General features: G+C 45.7%; 14 protein-coding genes. 11 read left to right on the top strand and 3 right to left on the bottom strand.

Going from position 1 to position 20715, the window contains the following annotated elements:
• Positions 1-19 precede the first annotated feature (19 nt).
• Complete coding sequence (locus tag RIM23_RS03220; RefSeq protein WP_446364394.1) at positions 20-2098, top strand: dynamin family protein; 2079 nt, start codon at positions 20-22, stop codon at positions 2096-2098.
• A gap of 262 nt (positions 2099-2360) precedes the next feature.
• Positions 2361-2738 carry a Crp/Fnr family transcriptional regulator gene (locus tag RIM23_RS03225; protein WP_446352775.1) on the top strand — a complete coding sequence of 126 codons (378 nt, stop codon included), beginning with the start codon at positions 2361-2363 and terminating at the stop codon, positions 2736-2738.
• Positions 2739-2963: 225 nt separating this feature from the next.
• Here RIM23_RS03225 and murD read toward each other — a convergent pair whose 3' ends face one another.
• Complete coding sequence (gene murD / locus RIM23_RS03230; RefSeq protein WP_446364396.1) at positions 2964-4361, bottom strand: UDP-N-acetylmuramoyl-L-alanine--D-glutamate ligase; 1398 nt, start codon at positions 4359-4361, stop codon at positions 2964-2966.
• A gap of 729 nt (positions 4362-5090) precedes the next feature.
• On the opposite strand from murD, the gene RIM23_RS03235 reads away from it, so the two are divergent.
• The gene (locus RIM23_RS03235) at positions 5091-7223 is read left to right on the top strand and encodes a right-handed parallel beta-helix repeat-containing protein (protein WP_446364398.1); all 2133 of its coding nucleotides are present in this window, start codon (positions 5091-5093) and stop codon (positions 7221-7223) included.
• Positions 7224-7501: 278 nt separating this feature from the next.
• Entirely contained in the window at positions 7502-7714 is a 213-nt protein-coding gene (locus RIM23_RS03240) for a hypothetical protein (protein ID WP_446364400.1), read from the top strand.
• A 161-nt stretch (positions 7715-7875) separates the two neighbouring features.
• On the opposite strand, the gene glyS is transcribed toward RIM23_RS03240, so the two are convergent.
• Entirely contained in the window at positions 7876-10023 is a 2148-nt protein-coding gene (glyS, locus tag RIM23_RS03245) for a glycine--tRNA ligase subunit beta (protein ID WP_446364402.1), read from the bottom strand.
• 791 nt (positions 10024-10814) lie between these two features.
• On the opposite strand from glyS, the gene RIM23_RS03250 reads away from it, so the two are divergent.
• The 6 genes from RIM23_RS03250 to gor all read left to right on the top strand — a co-directional run bounded on the left by RIM23_RS03250 (position 10815) and on the right by gor (position 18610).
• Positions 10815-11954 carry a DegT/DnrJ/EryC1/StrS family aminotransferase gene (locus RIM23_RS03250; RefSeq protein WP_446364404.1) on the top strand — a complete coding sequence of 380 codons (1140 nt, stop codon included), beginning with the start codon at positions 10815-10817 and terminating at the stop codon, positions 11952-11954.
• A 104-nt stretch (positions 11955-12058) separates the two neighbouring features.
• Positions 12059-14884 (top strand): hypothetical protein, encoded by a 2826-nt coding sequence (locus RIM23_RS03255; protein ID WP_446364406.1) that lies wholly within the window; start codon positions 12059-12061, stop codon positions 14882-14884.
• A gap of 93 nt (positions 14885-14977) precedes the next feature.
• Positions 14978-15532: a pantetheine-phosphate adenylyltransferase gene (coaD, locus tag RIM23_RS03260; RefSeq protein ID WP_446334935.1), complete on the top strand. Its 555-nt coding sequence runs from the start codon at positions 14978-14980 to the stop codon at positions 15530-15532.
• A complete protein-coding gene (locus RIM23_RS03265; protein WP_446364408.1) occupies positions 15439-16158 on the top strand; it encodes an ATP synthase F0 subunit B in 720 nt (239 codons plus the stop codon). The genes coaD and RIM23_RS03265 overlap by 94 nt, the downstream gene beginning before the upstream one ends.
• Before the next feature lie 122 nt (positions 16159-16280).
• Entirely contained in the window at positions 16281-16934 is a 654-nt protein-coding gene (locus RIM23_RS03270; RefSeq protein ID WP_446364410.1) for a hypothetical protein, read from the top strand.
• Positions 16935-17242: 308 nt separating this feature from the next.
• Complete coding sequence (gene gor, locus RIM23_RS03275) at positions 17243-18610, top strand: glutathione-disulfide reductase (protein ID WP_446364412.1); 1368 nt, start codon at positions 17243-17245, stop codon at positions 18608-18610.
• 147 nt (positions 18611-18757) lie between these two features.
• Here gor and RIM23_RS03280 read toward each other — a convergent pair whose 3' ends face one another.
• Positions 18758-19660 (bottom strand): pentapeptide repeat-containing protein, encoded by a 903-nt coding sequence (locus RIM23_RS03280; RefSeq protein ID WP_446364414.1) that lies wholly within the window; start codon positions 19658-19660, stop codon positions 18758-18760.
• A 160-nt stretch (positions 19661-19820) separates the two neighbouring features.
• Here RIM23_RS03280 and RIM23_RS03285 point away from each other — a divergent pair, with 160 nt between their 5' ends.
• Positions 19821-20624, top strand: coding sequence for a hypothetical protein (locus RIM23_RS03285; RefSeq protein ID WP_446364416.1), 804 nt, complete (start codon positions 19821-19823; stop codon positions 20622-20624).
• The last annotated feature ends 91 nt before the right edge of the window (positions 20625-20715 follow it).

A 20715-nucleotide genomic window follows, 5' to 3' on the forward strand; every position in this document is an offset into this window, starting at 1 on the left:
GTATAGGGAGAAATCAACAATGAGTTATAAAATAGAAACAGACAGTTTCCTGAATAATTTAGAGCGCGTTGCCAAAGTGCGATCGCAAGTCGCCAGGAGTCTGGGTGAAATCGCCCAAACCCTGACAAAAGGGGAAGCAGTCGGCAAGGATACCTCTGGCGGTTTGGGGTTGGAACGGGATATTGATGATTTAAGCCGAGCCAGTACAAATTTACGACAAGGTGTATTCAGATTGCTGGTTTTGGGCGATATGAAACGGGGCAAAAGTACGTTTCTCAATGCCTTAATTGGCGAGAACCTATTACCCTCAGATGTTAATCCCTGTACAGCTTTATTAACCGTTCTGCGGTATGGATCAGAAAAAAAAGTCACCGTTCATTTTAATGATGGTACACCCCCCGAAGACATTGACTTTAAGAGTTTTAAGCGCCGCTACACCATTGATCCCGCTGAAGCCAAGCAACTGGAACAACAGAAAAAACAGGCGTTTCCCAATGTTAATTATGCTGTCGTAGAATATCCATTAGCGTTATTAGAAAAAGGTATAGAAATTGTCGATAGTCCGGGACTCAATGATACCGAAGCCCGAAACGAGTTATCTCTGGGATATATCAATAATTGCCATGCGATTTTATTTGTACTGCGGGCAACTCAGCCTTGTACCTTAGCCGAACGCCGTTATTTAGAGAATTATATTAAGGATCGGGGATTATCGGTTTTCTTTTTAATTAATGCTTGGGATCAGATTCGCGAAAGTTTGATTGATCCGGATGATCCGGAAGAATTAGCAGAATCGGAAGATAAAGTGCGGCGCGTGTTTCGAGCAAATTTAGCCGATTACTGTCAAGTCGATGGGTATGATATCTATGATGAACGAGTGTTTGAGATTTCCGCAATTAAAGCCCTGAGGTTACGAGTGAAGCAGCCAACATCGTCTCTGGAAGGAACTGGATTTCCTGAATTTATGGGCGCATTAAGTACATTTTTGACCACGGAACGAGCCGTGGCTGAATTTCGCCAAGCCAGAACCTTGGCGCGTCAAGGGTATAGTCATGTGCGGGAAGCGATTGAACGGCGAATTCCTTTGTTAGAACAGGATGTTCAGGAGTTAAAAGAACGGATTAATTCCGTAGAACCTGAATTTAAGAAGCTGAATGATATCTGTCAACAGTTCCAAGCTGAAATCAAATCGGTACGGGATAGTAAGGCAAAAGCTGTGGCGGATTCCTTCCGCAATTATGTTTTAAATTTGGGGAATACCTTTGAAGCTGATTTCATGCAGTATCAGCCGGATTTTCAATTCATGGATTTTTTGAGTCGAGGGAGACGGGAAGCCTTTGAAGCGGGATTGCAACAGGCATTTGAGCGGTATATAAATGATAAATTATCTGCCTGGAGTTTAATGGCTGAAAAAGAGATGGATAGCGCGTTTTTGCAGTTATCGAAAAGTGCCGCCAGTTATGGTGCATCTTATACCAAAGTTACGGAAAAAATTACCGAAAAGTTAACCGGACAACGCATAACTCCAGTGATTGGTACAACCCCAGAAGACAATTCTCCCGCTTGGGCAAAATGGGCAGCGGGACTCTTTTCCTTGGCAAGGGGAAATATTGCTGGGGTAGCCATGGCGGGGGCGGGTTTTGATTGGAAAAATATTGCCCTTAATTTTATTACGGTGATGGGTGTTGGGGCGATGATTACAGCGGTTTCAGGGGTTGTTTTGGGACCTGTGGGATTGGCGTTATTGGGGTTAGGGGTTGGGGTTGTACAAGCAGATCAAGCGCGGAAGGAGTTGGTGAAAGCGGCGAAGAAAGAGTTAGTTAAATATTTACCCCAGGTAGCACGAGAACAATGGCAACCGATTCACGATGCGGTGAAAGAATGCTTTGATGTGTATGAGCGAGAAGTGACGGAACGGATGAATGATGATATTCAGGCGCGGAAGTCAGAGTTGGATAATTTAATTGCACAAAAAGAGTCCCATGAGATTAATAATGGGGCAGAATTAGAGCGGTTGAAGACATTAGAGACAGAGGTATCATCGGAAGTCGAACGGATTGAGGCGGCGTATCAGAATTTATTGGTTGGGGCGAGTTGAGGGATGAAATATCCTTGACAACCTTCGCGGGAACCCGGTGTGTAGGGGCGGGTTTTACTACTATCGTTTCTGACTTAACCCAGATGTGACTAAACCCGCCCCGATTTGATCCGTTTTATCTATCAACGACATCACCGGAGTTGGGCGAAGCATTTGGGTAAAACATTTTGGACAAGTATGATCAGGTAGCCCCCCAAATACTTCGCCCCTACATGAACAAACAAATGACATAAGACAAATGACGAATGACAAATGACAGAACATGGTAGAACCCGCAAACACAGTCAGCATCTTACAAAAACAGTCTGATCCTAAGACATTTTCTGCCGATCAGGTTATTTTCAAAGAAGGTGATCCAGCGAACTACATGTATGGCATCCTGGAAGGAGAAGTGAACATCTCGGTCAATGGTAATATTGTAGAAACCATTGGTAAGGGTGAGGTGTTTGGTACCGGAACATTGATTGGAGTAGGTGACAGAACCTATAGCGCGATCGCGAAAACAGATTGTACCCTAGCATTTCTGGATCAGCAGCGATTTCTGTTTGCGGTTCAGGAAACACCAATTTTTGCTCTAAATGTGATGAAAAGTTATTCGGAACGCCTCAACCGATTAGCGCATAATATCATGTCGGCTTGAATACTGCATCTGTGTTGCAACAATTTCAATCACCCTGGCAAAACGTGCGATCGCATCTTTCCCGAAATGAAATTTCAATCCCAATTAATTAGTTAAAATAATAGGGCACGATAGTATCGTGCCCCTACATCAGGGATAATTGATGGGGTAGGGGCACGGCATTGCCGTGCCCTAATCTCCTAATCTAGTTGTAAATCCTCACTCATGCCATCGCGAAGCGGGGTACTAAGGACTAAAATTTTGCCAACACTGCTGACGGAAATCATCACCCCGATGTTCAAAACTTTGATATTGGTCAAAGCTAGCACAAGCCGGTGAAAGTAAAACCACAGGCGCATTATCCTGTTGCGCTAATTCCGCTGCTCTAGGAACAGCTCGTGCCATTGTTTCCACAATCTCGTAACGATAATAACCCAATTCCTGCAAGCGTTGGGCAAAGGCAGGCGCCGCCTCACCAATCAGTAAAACAGCCGCCGCTTTAGCTTGAATGGCGTTCAACCACTGAGTATCATCCCCCGCTTTGGCTTCACCCCCAGCAATTAAAATAGCGGGACTATCAACCGCCGCTAATCCTACCTGCGCCGCATCATAGTTTGTGGCTTTACTATCATTAATAAAATCGATACCCTGCCAGGTGATAATATGTTCTAGGCGGTGAGGAACACCGGGAAAATTGGTAATTGCCTCACTAATTGCCTGTTTCTCAATCCCAGCTAACCGCGCTACGGCAACTGCCATGAGTAAATTCTGCTGATTGTGATTCCCCACCATCCGCAAGGAATCCACGGGGACAATCGGTTCCGATTCCACCATTACCCAACCATTCTCTATATACACCCAGGGACGAGGCGTCGCGTCAAGTCCCCTGACACTCGTCCAGTAAGCGTTTGACCAATGGGTTGTCCCCAACTGACGCAAATACGGGTCATCACCATTAAAGACTTGATCGTGCGATCGCGACAGTAACTCAGCTTTGATAGTGTAGTAATTTTCCAGCGTCTTGTGGCGGTTCAAGTGATCCGGCGTAAAGGTTGTCCACACCCCAATCCTTGGCGCTAACTCCCGTGACGACTCAATTTGATAACTACTAATTTCTGCAATAACCCAATCAATTGGAGATTGGGGTAGTTTCTCATGTACAGACGCGCCATGGCGCGTCTCTAAGGACTGCGCCAGAGCCAGTTCACAAGCCGCATAGCCGATATTACCGCAGGCGGGCGCATGGAAACCAGCCGCTTGAAAAATAGCCGCAATCAGCGCCGTTGTCGTAGTTTTACCATTCGTCCCTGTGATCCCAACCCAAGGAGAGGACTTGAGATAACGCCAAGCCAGTTCCATCTCGCCAATCGTATCAATCCCGCGATTCCTAGCTTCCATTAAAACCGGGATATGCCAAGGAACACCAGGACTCACCACAATCAGTTCAGGTAAATCCCCATCGCCAAGGGTGAGGGAATAACCCAGTTTAACCGTAATTCCCTGAACCGTCAGCGCTTGTTGTTGCTGTTGCAAAGATTCAGAGGTTTTGCTATCACTGACTGTTACCGTCCACCCTTCCTGTTTCAGGAGTCGTGCGGCTGCCATTCCGGAGCGTCCCAGACCAATGACGTGAGCGTTGGGCATAACCTGATGATGGTTCGTTCGTTTAATTCTAATTACCATGTAGAAACGTTGCCTGCAACGTCTCTACAGTCCAGGCACTAATAATTCTACCAGAAGATAGCTGTGGGATTCTGCCTGAAGTGCGAGATTGAAAGAGACATCCGCACTCCTAAATCGGGAACTACTAGTTATCATGACCTATTTCTGTGACTTTCTTGCCATGTCCGGGTTGTAGTTTACATCGCTACAACAGCAATTATTCCAGCAACAACTACGAGGGCTTTTGGAACTGGACGACTTGTAAAGGTTGTATTTAGCCGCGAAATAAATTGAATTAGGTTCCCTGGAAACAATTATTTTATTTTTTTAGGGAACTTATTTTACTATTTACATCTATTTTTTTAGAGAAAATACTTCAGTTTTATAAGTCTGATAAAATTAATTTTTGTATTCTAAAAAAACAAAAATAAATAGTATTGTTTCATCAATTAAACAAAATAAAACAAATATTAAGTATTATTAATTTGGTTGCCTAATTTGCTAGTAAGGCTCTATTAATGGTACAAAGTAGAGAACATCGTGATAAAAATCTATTCAAAGAGACAGCACGATGTTAAGTTGAAGCCATGCTGTCAGAAAAAATACAGCAAATTCAACGATGACTAAATAAGGGGGGATTGCCCACCATTTCGCCAAAGAATAATATGCTCCAAATTAGCACTTTAGTCAAATAGTATTGGAGAGCAAACAATGTCACAAGTATTCACGGTTCAAAACCAGAAAGACAAAGGACAAGGTTCCTTAAGAGATGCGATCGCGCAAGCCCAGTCAGGAGATACAATTAAATTCGCCTCTCGTCTGAAAAATAAGACCATTAAGCTGACCAGTGGTCAACTCGAAATTGATAAAGACCTAACTATTGATGGGTCTAAGGCATCAGGTTTAACCATCAGTGGTAATAACGCCTCCCGCGTTTTTTTTATTCAAGATGATCCAACAGGGGGAGCTGTAGAGGTTACCCTAAAGAATCTGATCATCGCCAATGGCAAAACGACGGAAAAAGGTGAAGAAGGCGCTGGGGCGGGAATTCGGACAGAAAGTCACACCAAACTAACGGTAGAAGATAGCGAATTTCGGAATAATCATGCTAACGGTGAAGGAGGTGGTGCCATCTTTGCCGGTTGGCGCAGTAAAACTACTGTAATTAACTCTGAGTTTGACAATAATAGCACATCGGGAAATAGTCAGACCGGTAAGAGTGAACGAGGTGGTGGTGCGATCGCAGTTGGTAGTGAAAGTTCTCTCACCGTCAAAGATAGTGAGTTTACGGAAAATACCGGAACCAATGGTGGGGCGATTAACACCGTTTTGGGGGGATTAATCGTCGAAAACTCCACCTTCACCGATAATGACTCCACTCCCGGTGGTCCCTTGGGTCCCCATACAAAGGGTTATGGAGGTGCAATTTTTACCGATGGTGCTTCAGCAACTACTGATAACAGTACCAAGGGCAAAATTGAGATTCGCAATAGTCGGTTTGAGGGTAATAAAGGAGCCGGACAAGGAGGAGGACTGTTTTTATACGCCTATCCGGGCGACGAAGTGATTATTGAAGATAGCACAATCATCGATAATCAGGTGATCAAAGATTCCAAAGGTGATGCTCTTGGCGGTGGAGTGCGGCACGGGAATAGTAAATTGACAGTGCGTAACACCACCTTTGCTGATAATCGGGCGCTGGTGCAAGGCGGTGGTTTGTGGACAGGAGAGAAATCACCTGTCACGATTGAAAACAGTATTTTCTACGGCAACGAAGCAAAATCAACCGATGGAAAGAGTGGTTTGGGAGGAGCGATTCTTTTAGGGAATGGTTCTAATCCAACGAAGATTACTAGCACCACGATTGCCAATAATTATGCGGGATGGCAAGGTGGAGGATTCTGGGGCGGTGGCAATAATGTTACCCTCAAAAAGACCCTAGTTGCTGATAACGTAGCCAACAATGGTGGCAACAATTGGAATATTTACCATCACACCGGTAAGGTATTTAGTGATGGGGGCGGTAACTTTCAGTCAGAAGAGCCCAATCCTAACGATACGAAAATAACAGCTAAAGCCAAGCTGCTTGACCCTCAATTAGGAGACTTCATCGATAATGGGGGTGCTGTACAAACCGCCCCGATACCGGGCAATCCAGAGGTGACAGGGGGTGCTACACTGGCGCCGACAGCAGGCGGCAATAGTTTGAGCAATAATGAACTCCACTTAGTCGCAGCGGTTGCTGATCAAACGACTGAGGTAGACGAACCATTGAGTTTTGATGGCAATAATCAGGATACTACACCTGCCAAAAATGACCCCATCCTAATCACTGACGGGGAACCCGAACTCATCGACTTGCAAGATCAAAACCGTCCAGTATCAGCCCATTTTTTCAATATTGAGAATAATGCTGGCTTTAACAATTCCGTCGGGTTTTACGTCGTTGAAAATGAGCAAGGAGATGTTCAAGATACGGTAACGGGTCAACTGATTAGCCCTGATGAGGCAGGTTATGCTGAAGCGGCTTTAGCCCAACAAGTTGTTGGCGACATGAACCGAAATACAGGAAGTCTCCAAGTCGAGCTAGAAGCAGGAACTATTTTAGCGCCTTACATTATCGCTAATGGCACAACAGAAGAATGGTTGGCAACAAATCCGACAAATCAGCGCCTTGGTTATGCCGATCCCACTGCCTACTTTGCCTATTTAGGCGCTAATCCTGATGGGAAAGACCACGTCCGTCTACTCGGTGAGAACAAGTTTGGCTTTGAGGATGTGTTTGGTGGCGGTGATCTCGATTATGATGATATCACCGTCCAAGTTAATTTAACCGTTGCCTGAATTTTTTAACCAAAGAAAGGCAGAAGGCAGAAGGGCTAGAAAGCAAAAGTACCCAAGGGGGGGGTTACAAAAGCGGATTTGGTATCTGGAGGGGTCAGAATCTCCTTGGAGAGTGGAACCTCTGCCCTACAGCCTTTCATCTTCTGCCTTCTCAACCGATGGGGTGAAGCATTTGGGTCTAACATTGGGGATGATTACTATAGGCTTAATTTTCCAATGCTTCACCTCTACCGTTGGGTGCATCCATCTTTGTAAACTTATAGTGGGAGGATGGGGGTATGAATCAGAAGGAAAGGCGATTACAGCACAAAAGAAAGGCGAGTCTTTCGGAAACTTATACGTTATCAACCCAAGAGGTTCAACAGTGGATTGAAAAAAAATTGGGGATTTCCAATAGAGATATTGAGCAAAAAGGGCGGAACATGAAAGCTATGGAAGAGTTAAATGACCATATTCGCCGGAGACAACAAGAGCGGGATCAGGAATTGTGATACTCAGTCGGTGGAAAAAATTAAAGTTAGCGGCTCTTATAGTCTTATGTCTTATGTCTTATGTCAGGGTTTGAGGAATATTTACAAAACTTAATAGAGTTGGGTTGATTTCCAGCAACTTAAGCATTGGGTTCAATTATTTGCTACACCCTGCCTACTATTTAACTTTTCACGATCGCGCCAAAATCTGCCAGTACCCGGGCGTGGTTTCGCAGTAACCCCAATAGATTCAGCCGATTACGCCGAATCTCTGGATTGTCGTCCATCACCATTACTCCGGCTTCCTTATCATCAAAGAATGTACTTACAATTGGCGTAACATCTGCTAATGCATCAACAATTTGTTGGTAATTGCGCTCTTGTTGTGCAGCTTGGGTACGGGGAACTAACTCAACTAAAGCATCATAAAAAGCCGGTTCACTCGATTTTTCAAATAGATCAGAACGTACAACAGCGTTGGGATCTAACTGTTGAAAATCTAAGTCTCCTTGCATCGATAACCGCGCCGAACGATTCACGGTTTCGTAGATTTCATCCAGCTTGCCATTATTCCGAATCCTTTGCAAGAACAAGGCGCGATCGCGAACATCTAACAAGTCTTTTAATGCCCGTTGTGTATAGTCGCGATCATTCTCACCTAAAACTGCATTCACCAAGTCATAATCAATCGTCTGTTCTTCTTGCAGTAAGGTGCGGATACGTTGTCGGAAAAACTCTTGTAAGGCTTCAACTGGTGATGATTTTCCTGGATAGGCGGCGACAAAATCGGCAGAGATATCCTGCAATAGCTGATCTAAATTAATCGCTAAATTACCATCCCAGGTAATATTAACCACCGCATTCGCTGCACGACGCAAGGCAAAGGGGTCAGAGGAACCTGTGGGAATCATGCCTAATCCAAAGATACTCACCAATGTATCCAAGCGATCAGCCAATCCTACCACTTGACCTGTCAACGTTTCTGGTAACTTGTCCTCAGCACCTCTGGGTAAATAATGTTCAAAAATCGCCGTCGCTACAGCATCTGATTCACCACTCGCTAGAGCATACTTTTGTCCCATTACGCCCTGTAATTCAGGAAACTCATAGACCATTTGGGTGACGAGATCGGCTTTACAAAGCGCAGATGCCCGAATAATATCATCCCATTGTGTCTGTGACACCGCCAATTGCTCAGCAATCCGTGACGCTATTTTTTCGATGCGCCCTACTTTCTGACGCATAGAGCCTAATTCATCTTGAAAGGTTACGGTTTCTAACTTGGGTAAATAACTCTCTAGGGGTGAGGCTAAGTCAGTTTTATAGAAATACTCTCCATCCGCTAAACGGGCGCGAATCACTCGTTCATTTCCGGCAGCGATCATATCTGATTTTGCCGGATCACCATTTGAAAGGGTAATAAAATAGGGGAGTAATTCTGTCGCTGTTTCATCTTTGAACACCGGGAAGTAGCGCTGATGGGTTACCATTACCGTTTTGACCACCTCTGGCGGTAGGATTAAGTATTCTGGATCAAATTGACCCACTATAGCGGTGGGATACTCTACTAAGTCGGTGACTTCATCCCATAACGCCTCATACAGTATGGTGTAACCCTTAAGTTTTTGCGCCGCCGCCTGAACTTGTTCTTGGATGATTTGTTTGCGCCGATCGCGTTCTACAATCACAAAGGCTGATTCTAGGGATTTCACGTAATCCTCAGCGTGGGAAATTGTGACCGATTTGGGGTGTAAAATACGGTGTCCACGGGATGTGCGATCGCTGTTTATCCTTTCTGAACCATTCACTAATTCAATCGGCAACACCGTATCATCCAACAGCGCCACAAACCAGCGAATCGGGCGAGAAAACTTTAAGTCTCCATCCCCCCAGCACATAAACCGCTTCCCTTCTAAGCTAAAAATCCATTGGGGGATGACTTCGGGAAGAATCTCAATCGCCGAACGACCAATTATTTTCTTGACAACAAAGACAAATTCCCCTTTATCCGTCTCTCGGATTTCTAGATCATCAAGGGTAACTCCCTGCTTACGAGCAAACCCTTCGGCGGCTTTAGTTGGTTTCCCGTCTTTAAATGCGGCTTTGACAGGCGGACCTTTGACTTCCTCTTCACGGTTGGGTTGTTGGCTGGGTAATCCTTGAATCAGTACGGCTAGACGACGGGGTGTACCGTACACCTGGATGGCTTCAGGAGCCAGCAGTTGTTCGTCAAGACTTTTTGACAGGCGCGACTGCCATTGTTTAATCGCACTCTCTACGAAATTTGCGGGTAATTCTTCTGTACCGACTTCCAATAAGAATGTAGCCATAGTGGATCGCGCTTCGTGAACAGAGGGGTTTCGTCTGAGTAGGAGAACCTTTGCCAGCAGAGTATAGTTGCTGCCAGTTTTCCCAGTTTAACCTTATTTGTTATTCGTCATTCGTCATTCGTTGATTAGGAAATCTCTTTCTCTCCCCTGCTCCCCCTGCTCCCAGACGTGCCATGGCACGTCTGGAACAGGCTCCCCCTGCTCCTCCTACCTCCCCTACCTCCCCTGCTTCCCTTAAACCCTCCGGATAGAGTAACTGCGATCGTGGGAAATAAATACAAGACCCACATATCGCCTAATTTTTGAATTTAAGCGATAATGTGGGCTTTACTCAGGGTTTTTGCAGGGTGCGTCTGCTGTGGCTGGCAGGGTGCATCTGCTTTTCTTAGTTTGCCTGTTCCAGAGCGGTTTTAGGTATAGCTATGATAAAGATGTTTTGAAGAGTTTGTGAAGCATGGGGGGATGGGGGAAATTACCAAATATATAAGCCAATGGGGGAAACAGCGAAGATGGGGGGTGGGGGAAGCATTTTCATGGATCGTTACTTGCAGCTAGCTTCGTTTAGTGGTTAAGCTGTCGTGGCTTTAAATTGGGTATTAGTCGCGAGCAAGATGCTCGCACTACAAGGATGAGAGCCATTATTGATATTAAGGTTTAAATGCCGAACAGCTTATCACTTTTGCCCACCCCCAGCCTCAAATCGATAGATTGAGGATAGTAAAAAATATGAACAGGATTCCCTTTTGCCCAAAAATTTGATTTATTGAATAAAAACGTCTAGGTGTAAGCGAGTGAATCACATTCCCCCTATTGATCTGGCACGACAGTATCAGCGCATTGAAAAACAAGTTAGTGCAGCTGTTCAGGAGATACTCACCTCCGGACGTTATGTTGGTGGGCTTCCGGTTCAAGGCTTTGAGGAGCAATTTGCGGCGTATATGAATACAAGCGAATGCGTCGCCTGTAACTCTGGCACAGATGCCTTGTATCTGGCACTGCGAGCCCTAGAGATTGGAGCAGGGGATGAGGTGATTACCACGCCCTTCACGTTTATCGCTACGGCGGAAGTGATTACCCGGGTGGGGGCGACACCTATTTTTGTGGATATTGATCCCCACACCTTTAATCTTGACGTTGATCAGATTGCGGCGGCGATTACGCCGAAAACGAAGGCGATTCTGCCCGTTCATTTGTTTGGACAGCCAGTGGATATGACGGCGATTATGGACATCGCCCAGGCGCATGATTTGGCGGTAATTGAAGACTGCGCTCAAGCAACGGGGGCGGAATGGGCGGGACAAAAGGTGGGTAGTATTGGGCATATTGGCTGTTTTAGCTTCTTTCCCACCAAGAATTTAGGGGCTTGTGGGGATGGAGGTGCCGTTATTACCAATGATCCAACCCTAGCGGCTACGATAAGAATGCTGCGAGAACATGGGATGCGCGATCGCTACCACCATGAAGCCACAGGGATTAATAGCCGTTTAGATGCCCTACAAGCGAGCATTTTGCAAATCAAATTACAGTATCTTGACCAGTGGAATCAGGTTCGCTCTCAGATTGCTGATCGGTATTACCAGTTATTACAACCTGTTCCGGGAATCGTTTTACCTCAAGAAACTCCAGGAAGCTATGCTGTCTGGAATCAGTACACGATTCGCTTAAACAAAGACAGCCGCTGCAGTGAATATAGAGATCACGTCCGCCAAAATCTGCAACAGGTGGGCATTATTTCAATGGTTTATTACCCCCTACCGTTGCACTTGCAGTCGGTTTATCAAAGCTTAGGGTATCAAGTGGGTGATTTTCCAGTTGTTGAGCAAGTGTGTCACCAGGTTTTGTCTCTACCTATATTTCCAGAATTGTCCTTTGAGGAACAGCAACAGGTTGTCTATGGTTTAAAAGATTGTTTGAGTAGTGTAGTTTATTAACCGTCGCTATCTCACTCGTAGTCTGGCGTGGCGAATTAGGTCAGGGATTGACCGGATAAAATTAGCTTGGGTGAGTGAAGGCATCCCAATGCCAAATTAAAATTATGGCGTGGGACTTATCGCTCCCCCAAACTCCCTCTAAAGTTAATTTTGTGCGAGTTGTTCTCGTCTACCTCACCCATGTCGGTGGATTGTTGACCATCTGTTTGTTTATTCACAGATGGATACCTACTCTCAGGGAACCCCTCTGGGCGACTCTATTCTTGGCGCTGATGGTGGCAGAATGGAATCTTAGCACAGGGCAAACTGTAGAGCAAAATCCCCAATCCCCTATCGTCAAACAAATTTGGTATCGCAGTTGCTGGCATCTGGGTTTTGTGCTAGCCGCACTCAGTTATGTCTTGCTAGCCGATGAGATTTTTACTGACATATTTTTTGTTCCCGCTTCCACGCCACCATGGGGACTATTATGGCTGTTAACCCCTTTAAGCATAACCGACATTGCCAGCCGAAGTACGCGATCGCGAACAGGGGGCAAAGAGGCTAATTCCTTCCCCAGAGAGTCACTCAGGGATTCCCTGATTAGTCCTTGGTCATCGGTAGAAAACACTGACTTAGGCTCAGATTTTACTCCCAATCTGGGGCTAAACTCAAGGCAAATCCAACTATTTTGGTGGAGTGGGATCGGCTTATTTCTCGTCCAAGGGTTAACCCTATTCCAAGGGGACATCAGACTCATCGGCTTAGGTGTCGCCACGTTTGTGATGTTCATCAATAGCTGTTATTTAAAGCAAACCTTAGCCGCCACGATCACGATTGGATTTGCCCTGAGTTTTGGTGTGGCACGTCTTTCCCAAGGAATTCCGGGATTGTCCTCCCTTTCTCCCGCCGATTGGTATTGGGTTGGCGCGATCGCAATTTTCGGATTATGGCTGCTACGTGCTGGCTTAACGCCCCAGGCTAGCACGCTAGCTCAATTGTACGCTCAAGCCTGCGATCGCTGGGCAATTGCTCTATCTACGACGGAACTCGGACTGCTGACGCTATCGAGCGCCAATATGTATTTAGAATTCATTCCATCCAGTTGGCAGTACCTGAGTGCATCAATGCTCATTAGTGGTGCTATTTTTTATCGGTATTGGCAATCTTTTCCCAAATTTAGTATTTACGGCATTAGCTGGGCAGTAGAATTGACCATAGCCAACGCTATTGTACTCCTTAAGGGTTCATCCTTAATCCTCGGCGCTGCGAACATTATTCTGGCAGTTATGACACTAGTCTTCAATCGTTGGTGGCATACCCGTTTAGGCGGGGCGTCTGGGAGGTGGGGAGAAAATTGGCGGGATGTACTGGACTCTTTACCCTTAGTTTATGCCCTCGTTGGCATTAATTTGCGCTTTTCTTATTTCACTCCCTATACCGGGTTGCTCACCCTAGGTGCAGCTTTAACGGGCATCATCGTAGGGCGTCGCCGTCTTCCAAGAAAAGGCATCACCTATCTTTTCCTGGTAGGTATTTCCCTTGCCTGGTACGAACTGGTTATTTATACCTTGATTGGTATTAGTTTACACTTTTTTTATTTCACCCCCTATACCGGGTTGATTACCCTAGGTGCGGCTTTAATTGGTATCAGCGTAACCTATCACCGTCCTCAAGCCAAAGGGATCATCTATCTTTCCTTGGCAGGTATTTCCCTGGGTTGGTATGAACTGGTGATTTATCAAATACTGCAAGCCGATGGGGTAAATCCTGGGGATAGCTTTATTATTTTAGCGGCGATCGCGGCTGTCATCTGCTGTATTTATCGTTCACTCGCCTGGGTTTTGCGTTGGCAAAGCCTGTTCCGAAGGAACGCATCGCGCGATCGGGCTACACTTTTCCATATCAGCGTCACCCAAATCGAAATGACTGCCCACATTCACTGGGCAATGGGTAGTATCTTGATGGTTCTAGCCGCTGGGATGTCTGTGGGAACCCCACCTAACCTAATGGGATTCCTGGGACTTGTCATCAGTTTGATACTGGCTAGTTATGCGTTTTTCCAAGGAAATTTACGAGTTCAACAACGCCAGTTTTCTTCATTTTCCAGACGCGCCATGGCACGTCTTTACAGGGCTTACTCACCTTATCACTTCTGGATATACGCCGGATTAACTGAGGTTGTCGCCATTGGGATCTATGGGCGTTTGATCTGGACATTGAGCCTACTCGATCCCTGGAGATCTATCATTGCCAGTTTATTCGCGATCGCGGTTTATCAAACTCCCTGGTGGCGGTGGGGATGGAATGGAAAGTCTTGGCAACAATATGCCACGATCTTGCCTCTTGTGAGTGTTTTGCTCAATCCTCAAACCCTCTCTTCTATTAATTTACTGGTTCTTGCATGTTTTTATGCCTGGATCACCAACCGCCAATCTAATTTACGTTGGACATACGTAAGTTTATTTTTCATCGATTGGGCAATCTGGCGCGTTTTGCCAAGCCAACAGGTTACTGAACCCTTAGCGTATGCTGCCGTGATTGGTTATTTTTTCCTCTATGTTGCCCAAGTTGAGCCAGAATTAAGATTACCGCAAAAACGGAACCTGCGTCACTACCTCCGCTTACTGGGTAGCGGCATCATCTGTTTGGTAGCGTTAGGGTTTTATCAAAACATTGGACTTATTCCCGGAATCATTAGTCTCGTGGCTATTTTCGCTGGATTAGGACTGCAAATCCGGGCATTTTTAATAGTGGGAACAGTCACATTTATCTTCACAGTCTTTTACCAGCTAGTTGGGTTGAGTTTGTCCTATCCGCTCTCTAACTGGATTATTGGCATAATTTCTGGCATTATTTTTATCAGCATCGCCGCCAATGTTGCCAAGGGACGTGAGCCAATTCTTGACCGGGTTCAAGACTGGATCGATCAATGGCAAGAATGGGAGTAGGTGACATCATCCCACACCAGAATCTTTAATTTGGTATCGCATTAAATGCATAACAGCTTATAATTCCTCAGTACCTCTCCAGATGTCTCTGTCGTGATTGCAATTTATCCAGGCAGCTTCGATCCGATCACTCTAGGACACCTCGATATCATTGAGCGTAGCTGTAAGCTCTTTGAAACCGTCATTGTTGCCGTACTCCGCAACCCGAGTAAATCGCCATTGTTTACAATACAAGAGCGAGTGCAACAGATTCGCGGCTGTACCCAACATCTATCGAATGTGGAAATCGATAGCTTCACCGGTTTAACGGTGGACTATGCCAAACTCAAGAATGCTCAAGTCTTACTGCGGGGACTACGGGTGCTATCAGACTTTGAGAAGGAACTCCAGATGGCGCATACTAATCAAACCCTCTGGGATGAAATAGAAACCGTTTTTCTCGCCACGTCTAACGAGTACAGTTTTTTAAGTAGTAGCGTAGTGAAAGAGATTGCCAAATTTGGCGGATCTGTTGACCATCTTGTTCCCCCGCAGGTTGCCCTAGATATTTGCCGATGTTACGCCCAGAGTCATCCCGCCTTGAACCCGATAAACTCCCAGAACCCAACCCCCCAGAGAAACGCCTTTCCTCTGGAACCCCCGATTTAGATATCCAGCGAGAACTCACTAAGCTAGAGGATATGCTGTTTGATAGCCCCCACATCCCGTTGACCAAGTACACTTTGATTGATGAAGAGGCGTTTTTGACTCAATTGGATGTGGTGCGGGCAAGTCTACCGGAGGCGTTTGAGGCAGCGAAAAAGATTATCCACCAAGGGGAAGATATTCTCCTGCAAACAGAAGACTATGCCCAAGAAATCCTAGAAGCCGCTGAACGACAGGCTCAACAAATTCTGGATGACATGGGGATTGTGCAACAGGCAGAACTGGAAGCCAAGCAAATCCGGCAACGGGTTCAGCAAGAGTGTGAAACGCTGCAACAACAAACTCGCACTGAAATTGAACAGATGCGCCGACAAGCCCAGCAGGAATTGGTACAACTGCGCCAACTCGCACTCGAAGAATGCGAAGATATTCAAAACGGTGCGGATGACTATGCTGATTCTGTACTTAATAGTATTGAGCAACAGCTTACTGATATGCTGAGGGTGATTCGCAATGGACGTCAACAACTTTACCAAAACGTACAACCCAAACAACCGCAGGAAAAAGATGGGATTGGCGGATCTGAGTCTCGTTCATCCTCAACGTCACCGAAAAAGAAGAGCGGGTAAGGGGTCAACTTAAGCTGAATGGCACGCTCCTTAAAGTTGGTGGGCAATGCCCACCCTACGGTATATCTACGGTGTATCAATCGAAACAATCATTGTTTACAAATTATATAGAGGTGTGCCAAATGTCTTATGAAGAATTTACACTGGAACAAATAACCTCTGATTTTGGGTTGACAATTGAGGAAAATGTTGACCTATTTTCCACGATTAAGGATGTGCCATTAGATGAGTATTTTTTGAGCTATTTACAGAATACTATTCCTTTGGCTGTTGCTATTGCTACGGAAAAAGCCAAGTCAGAAATGATTGTCGCGCCAATGTTAATCGAATTGAGGAGGATGTTAAATAATCAAATCAGTTTATTTTCTGGAGTAAAATTTAATGTGGACAAAACTAAAGGTTTAAATGGGTTTTGTGACTTTATGATTAGTCGCGATCGCCAGCAGTCTTTTATTAAGTCTCCGGTAGTTACTCTGGTGGAGGCAAAGAATGACAATCTCAAAAGTGGTTACGCTCAATGTATGGCAGAAATGGTGGCAGCTAGAATTTTTAATGAACGCAATAATCAGGAAATCGATACTGTATTTGGAGTGGTAACGAATGGAAATCAATGGAAATTTATGAATTTAAATCAGGATTTAATTTATCTGGATTGTAGCGATTATTATATTATTAATCCAGCAAAAATTATGGGCATATTAATGAGTATAGTTAAGCCAGAATCAACAACCAGTATACTTAATAATTCTTCAGAGCATCCCCCGACTGAAGCATAACGATGAACTATCCAGGAACACCTTCTCACACAGGGATTGAGAAAAGGGCGACCCACTTCCAATGGAAGTGCGAAATGGGGGTTCAACGGTAAAACCTGCATAAGTCCTGTAATATCAGAGCAGAAGGTATCAGGATATGACAGGCGGATAGAACAACCGTCTGGATCTGATGGAGGGAAAGAAAAACCTAAACTGGGATGCAAGTCTTAGCTTAGGCATTCCCTTTTGAAGTCGAACGCTGACACTGTACGCTAAGCGTAAGCGTGAGAAGTCGTTCAGATGGTGATCAAACGGGAGTTGAGCCAGTTATGAGTTATGATTTTGATCTGTTTGTTATTGGTGGCGGTTCCGGCGGAATTGCCACAGCACGACGAGCAGCCCAGTATGGGGCAAAGGTAGGAGTAGCCGAATTCAGCCGTTTGGGAGGAACCTGTGTAAATCGCGGCTGTATTCCCAAAAAACTGATGGTTTATGCCTCTCATTTTCCGGAGGTGTTTGAAGAGGCGCAAGGGTATGGCTGGAGTGCTGTACAAAGTACCCTTGACTGGCATAAAATGATCGAGGCGGTGCAAAAGGAACTAGAACGCCTCAATGGGGTTTACCTGCGGATGTTGGATAATTCCCAAGTGCAACTGTTTCGGGGTTATGCCAAGTTTGTTGACCCTCATAGGTTAGAGATTTTTGAGTCGCAAAACCATAGTACCGCGTCGCAAAAAGTGAGTGCGGATAAAATTTTGATTGCTGTGGGTGGAGAGCCGGTTAAACCCAATATCCCCGGTATAGAACATGCCATTATCTCCGATGATATGTTCCTACTCAAGGAGCAACCGCAGCGAGTGGTGATTCTCGGCGGTGGCTACATCGGTGTGGAATTTGCCTGTATTATGCATGGCTTGGGTTCTGAAGTGACCCAGATTATCCGCAAAGATAAGATTTTGCGGGGGTTTGATGATGATATTCGGACTCAAATCCAAGAAGGAATGCAGCAACACGGTATCCGGATTTTAGAGGGTAGCGTACCGACAGCGATTGAAAAGACAGGAGATGGACTGAAGGTTACGGTTTGCGGAAAGCATGAGGAAACCGTAATTGGGGATATCTTTCTCGCCGCCACGGGACGCCAGCCGAATCTCCAGAATCTAGGACTGGAGAAGGCTGGAGTCGATGTATCTCAAGATGCGATCGCGGTGGATGAGTATAGCCGGACTTCTGTCCCCCATATTTATGCCGTTGGGGATTGCACGGATCGGATTAATTTGACGCCAGTTGCGATTAACGAAGGGCGTGCTTTTGCCGATACGGAGTTTGGCGGCAAATCCCGGATTATGAGTTATGAAAATGTCCCCTCTGCGGTATTTAGTACCCCAGAAGCCGCAACGGTGGGGTTAACCGAAGCCCAAGCTAGGGAAAAGTATAGGGATGGGGTTAAAGTCTATCGCGCCCGTTTCCGCCCCTTGTACCATACTCTGACCGGTCGAGAGGAACGGGTCATGGTGAAGTTAGTGGTTGACGAAAGCACCGATAAAGTGCTAGGAGCGCACATGGTTGGAGCATCAGCGGCTGAGATTATTCAGGGCGTTGCGATCGCGCTGAAAATGGGAGCGACAAAAGCCGATTTTGATGCTACCGTTGGCATTCATCCCTCGACCTCTGAGGAGTTTGTTACCTTACGTTGACCGGAAAATAGGGATTCAAGCCCTCTCTTGATTGCCTAAGTTAAACTCAATATTTGGTTGGAACAATAGAACGGGTATTTGGTTTAAATATAATGAGCCAAAAGCACGATATATCAATACTTCGGCTTGCTTGTCACCCCGTGAAGCCTAAAACAATTCGGGACGTGCTTCCAAAGATGGATTGTTATCCGTCATGGCACAATTTGGAGCGGCTACTGTGCCATCAGGAAGCCTTGTTCGACACAACTGCGCTCCCTGCAAATTGACACCTGTTGCTCCCCGCAGATCCGTTTCAATGAGTTTTGCTCCCGTCAAATTAGCGCCACTTAAATTAGCTTCACTGAGATTTGCCCCATTGAAATTAACATTGGTTAAGTCCGCTAATGTCAAATTGGCTCGAAAAAGATTGGTATTGCTTAAATCAGCATTTGTCATTCTTGCCGAGGAAAAATTTCCTAAACTTAGAGTTGATCCACTCAAATTTGCCCCATAGAGAATCACATAAGACGCAAATGTACCGTCCAAGCTAGCACCAACCATTTGAGCGCCACTCAAATTAGTATCGTACAACCGAGCGCCGCGAAAATTGGCATTGACTAAAATAGCACGAGTCAAGTTAGTATAATCTAACTTGGCATCGCTCAAATTTGCCCCAGTGAGATTGGCGGGAACTTCTGTAACAATTGCCCGACTCACCGAGGTTTTAGGACTTAAGTTGGCCGCGCTGAGATCAACACCGCCTAAATTGGCTCCTCTGAGGTCAGCCGATCTCAAATCACAACCGACTAAACTGGGTCGATTTTGTCTTGGCAAAACATAGGATCGTTCGAGACGCCTGTCGTATTGAGTCATTTCACTCAAATTGGCACCAGGAGCTTGTCTGGCTCGCTGGCATTGTTGTTGAAAGTCCTGCTTAAAGTTTTCTCGAAACTGGGCGTTAGCCGGTAGTGCTGCACCACCTAAACCGAGGACTAGGTAAAATCCTAGGAGTTTGATGATTGACCGAAACAGGGGATGTTTATTCACGACTTCTTGAGTCACTATTAACATTTAACTCTAGTTTGAATGATAATGCACTGTTGTAGAGACGCGCCATGGCGCGTCTCTTTAACCAGGACGGGTTTTACTGTCAAAGGATAGATGATATTGGGTCTTTGTTCTTTTAAAGTAGAAATGACAACCACCACAATGTATAAAAATTAACTGAAATATGGCAGCACAGTGGAAAAACCGTTCATTTACAGACCAAATCAGTGACGCGATCGCGACAACCACTCAAGTCGCCACGTTTGCCACTCAGTTGGCGACCAAAGCTACGCAATCGGCGGCTGACACTATTACCAGCACAACCACGGCGGTAGGAAAAGCGGTTCGCCCTGCGGCTGTGCGATTCGTCGAACCGGGAACGGAAACCGTCGGCAAAATCGTGGCACCCATTGCAGAACATCCCCTGACTAAATATGCTGCTAAAGTTCCAGGGATTAACTTGCTCGTTGCTGCACTAGGTCAAGTGGATTTAGAACAAGCTCAAAAAGACGTAGACAAGCTGCGACAGGATTACCCCTTTGACACATCCGAACAGCTTGCTCACCGGCTTATGGTGGATACCGCGATCAAAGGAGGTAGGCTGGGATTAATCACCAACTTTATCCCACCTTTAGCCCTTGCCTTGTTTGGGATTGAGCTAGCCGCGGTGACAGCCCTCCAAGCACAGATGGTTTATCGCATTGCGGCGGCTTATGGCTTTTCGCTCAAAGAACCAACGCGACGTGGTGAAGTTCTAGCGATTTTTGGTTTATCTGTAGGAGGTTCCGGAGTTCTCAAAGGTGGGTTGAGTTTTGTTGAAATTCTGCCGATCATTGGTGCCGCCGTGGGAGCTTCTAGTAACGCGGCGCTCATTTATTCACTCGGATTCATTGCTAGCCAGTTTTATGACGAAAAAAGAAACTCCTTGACCGAAAACTTGGGTCTCAAGCCTCCCCCTGCCATCGGGACTTTTTCGACAAGCCTTTGATGAAGTTTCTAGCCACTTTTAATGTTTTATTCAAGCATGAATAGTGACGTTCTGCTGAGCGCTCTCCTGCAGAATAGTAGTAGCGTGGCAC

The organism is Coleofasciculus sp. G3-WIS-01 (assembly GCF_040223135.1).
GTDB lineage: Bacteria > Cyanobacteriota > Cyanobacteriia > Cyanobacteriales > Coleofasciculaceae > Coleofasciculus.

Excerpts from the sequence above, each read along its gene's own strand:
- RIM23_RS03255 (WP_446364406.1), top strand. The coding sequence starts at position 12,059 with ATGGCGTGGGACTTATCGCTCCCCCAAACTCCCTCTAAAGTTAATTTT.
- murD (WP_446364396.1), bottom strand. The coding sequence starts at position 4,361 with ATGCCCAACGCTCACGTCATTGGTCTGGGACGCTCCGGAATGGCAGCC.
- gor (WP_446364412.1), top strand. The coding sequence starts at position 17,243 with ATGAGTTATGATTTTGATCTGTTTGTTATTGGTGGCGGTTCCGGCGGA.
- RIM23_RS03270 (WP_446364410.1), top strand. The coding sequence starts at position 16,281 with ATGTCTTATGAAGAATTTACACTGGAACAAATAACCTCTGATTTTGGG.
- RIM23_RS03225 (WP_446352775.1), top strand. The coding sequence starts at position 2,361 with ATGGTAGAACCCGCAAACACAGTCAGCATCTTACAAAAACAGTCTGAT.
- RIM23_RS03220 (WP_446364394.1), top strand. The coding sequence starts at position 20 with ATGAGTTATAAAATAGAAACAGACAGTTTCCTGAATAATTTAGAGCGC.
- RIM23_RS03285 (WP_446364416.1), top strand. The coding sequence starts at position 19,821 with ATGGCAGCACAGTGGAAAAACCGTTCATTTACAGACCAAATCAGTGAC.
- RIM23_RS03280 (WP_446364414.1), bottom strand. The coding sequence starts at position 19,660 with ATGTTAATAGTGACTCAAGAAGTCGTGAATAAACATCCCCTGTTTCGG.
- RIM23_RS03265 (WP_446364408.1), top strand. The coding sequence starts at position 15,439 with ATGTTACGCCCAGAGTCATCCCGCCTTGAACCCGATAAACTCCCAGAA.
- glyS (WP_446364402.1), bottom strand. The coding sequence starts at position 10,023 with ATGGCTACATTCTTATTGGAAGTCGGTACAGAAGAATTACCCGCAAAT.
- RIM23_RS03235 (WP_446364398.1), top strand. The coding sequence starts at position 5,091 with ATGTCACAAGTATTCACGGTTCAAAACCAGAAAGACAAAGGACAAGGT.
- RIM23_RS03240 (WP_446364400.1), top strand. The coding sequence starts at position 7,502 with ATGAATCAGAAGGAAAGGCGATTACAGCACAAAAGAAAGGCGAGTCTT.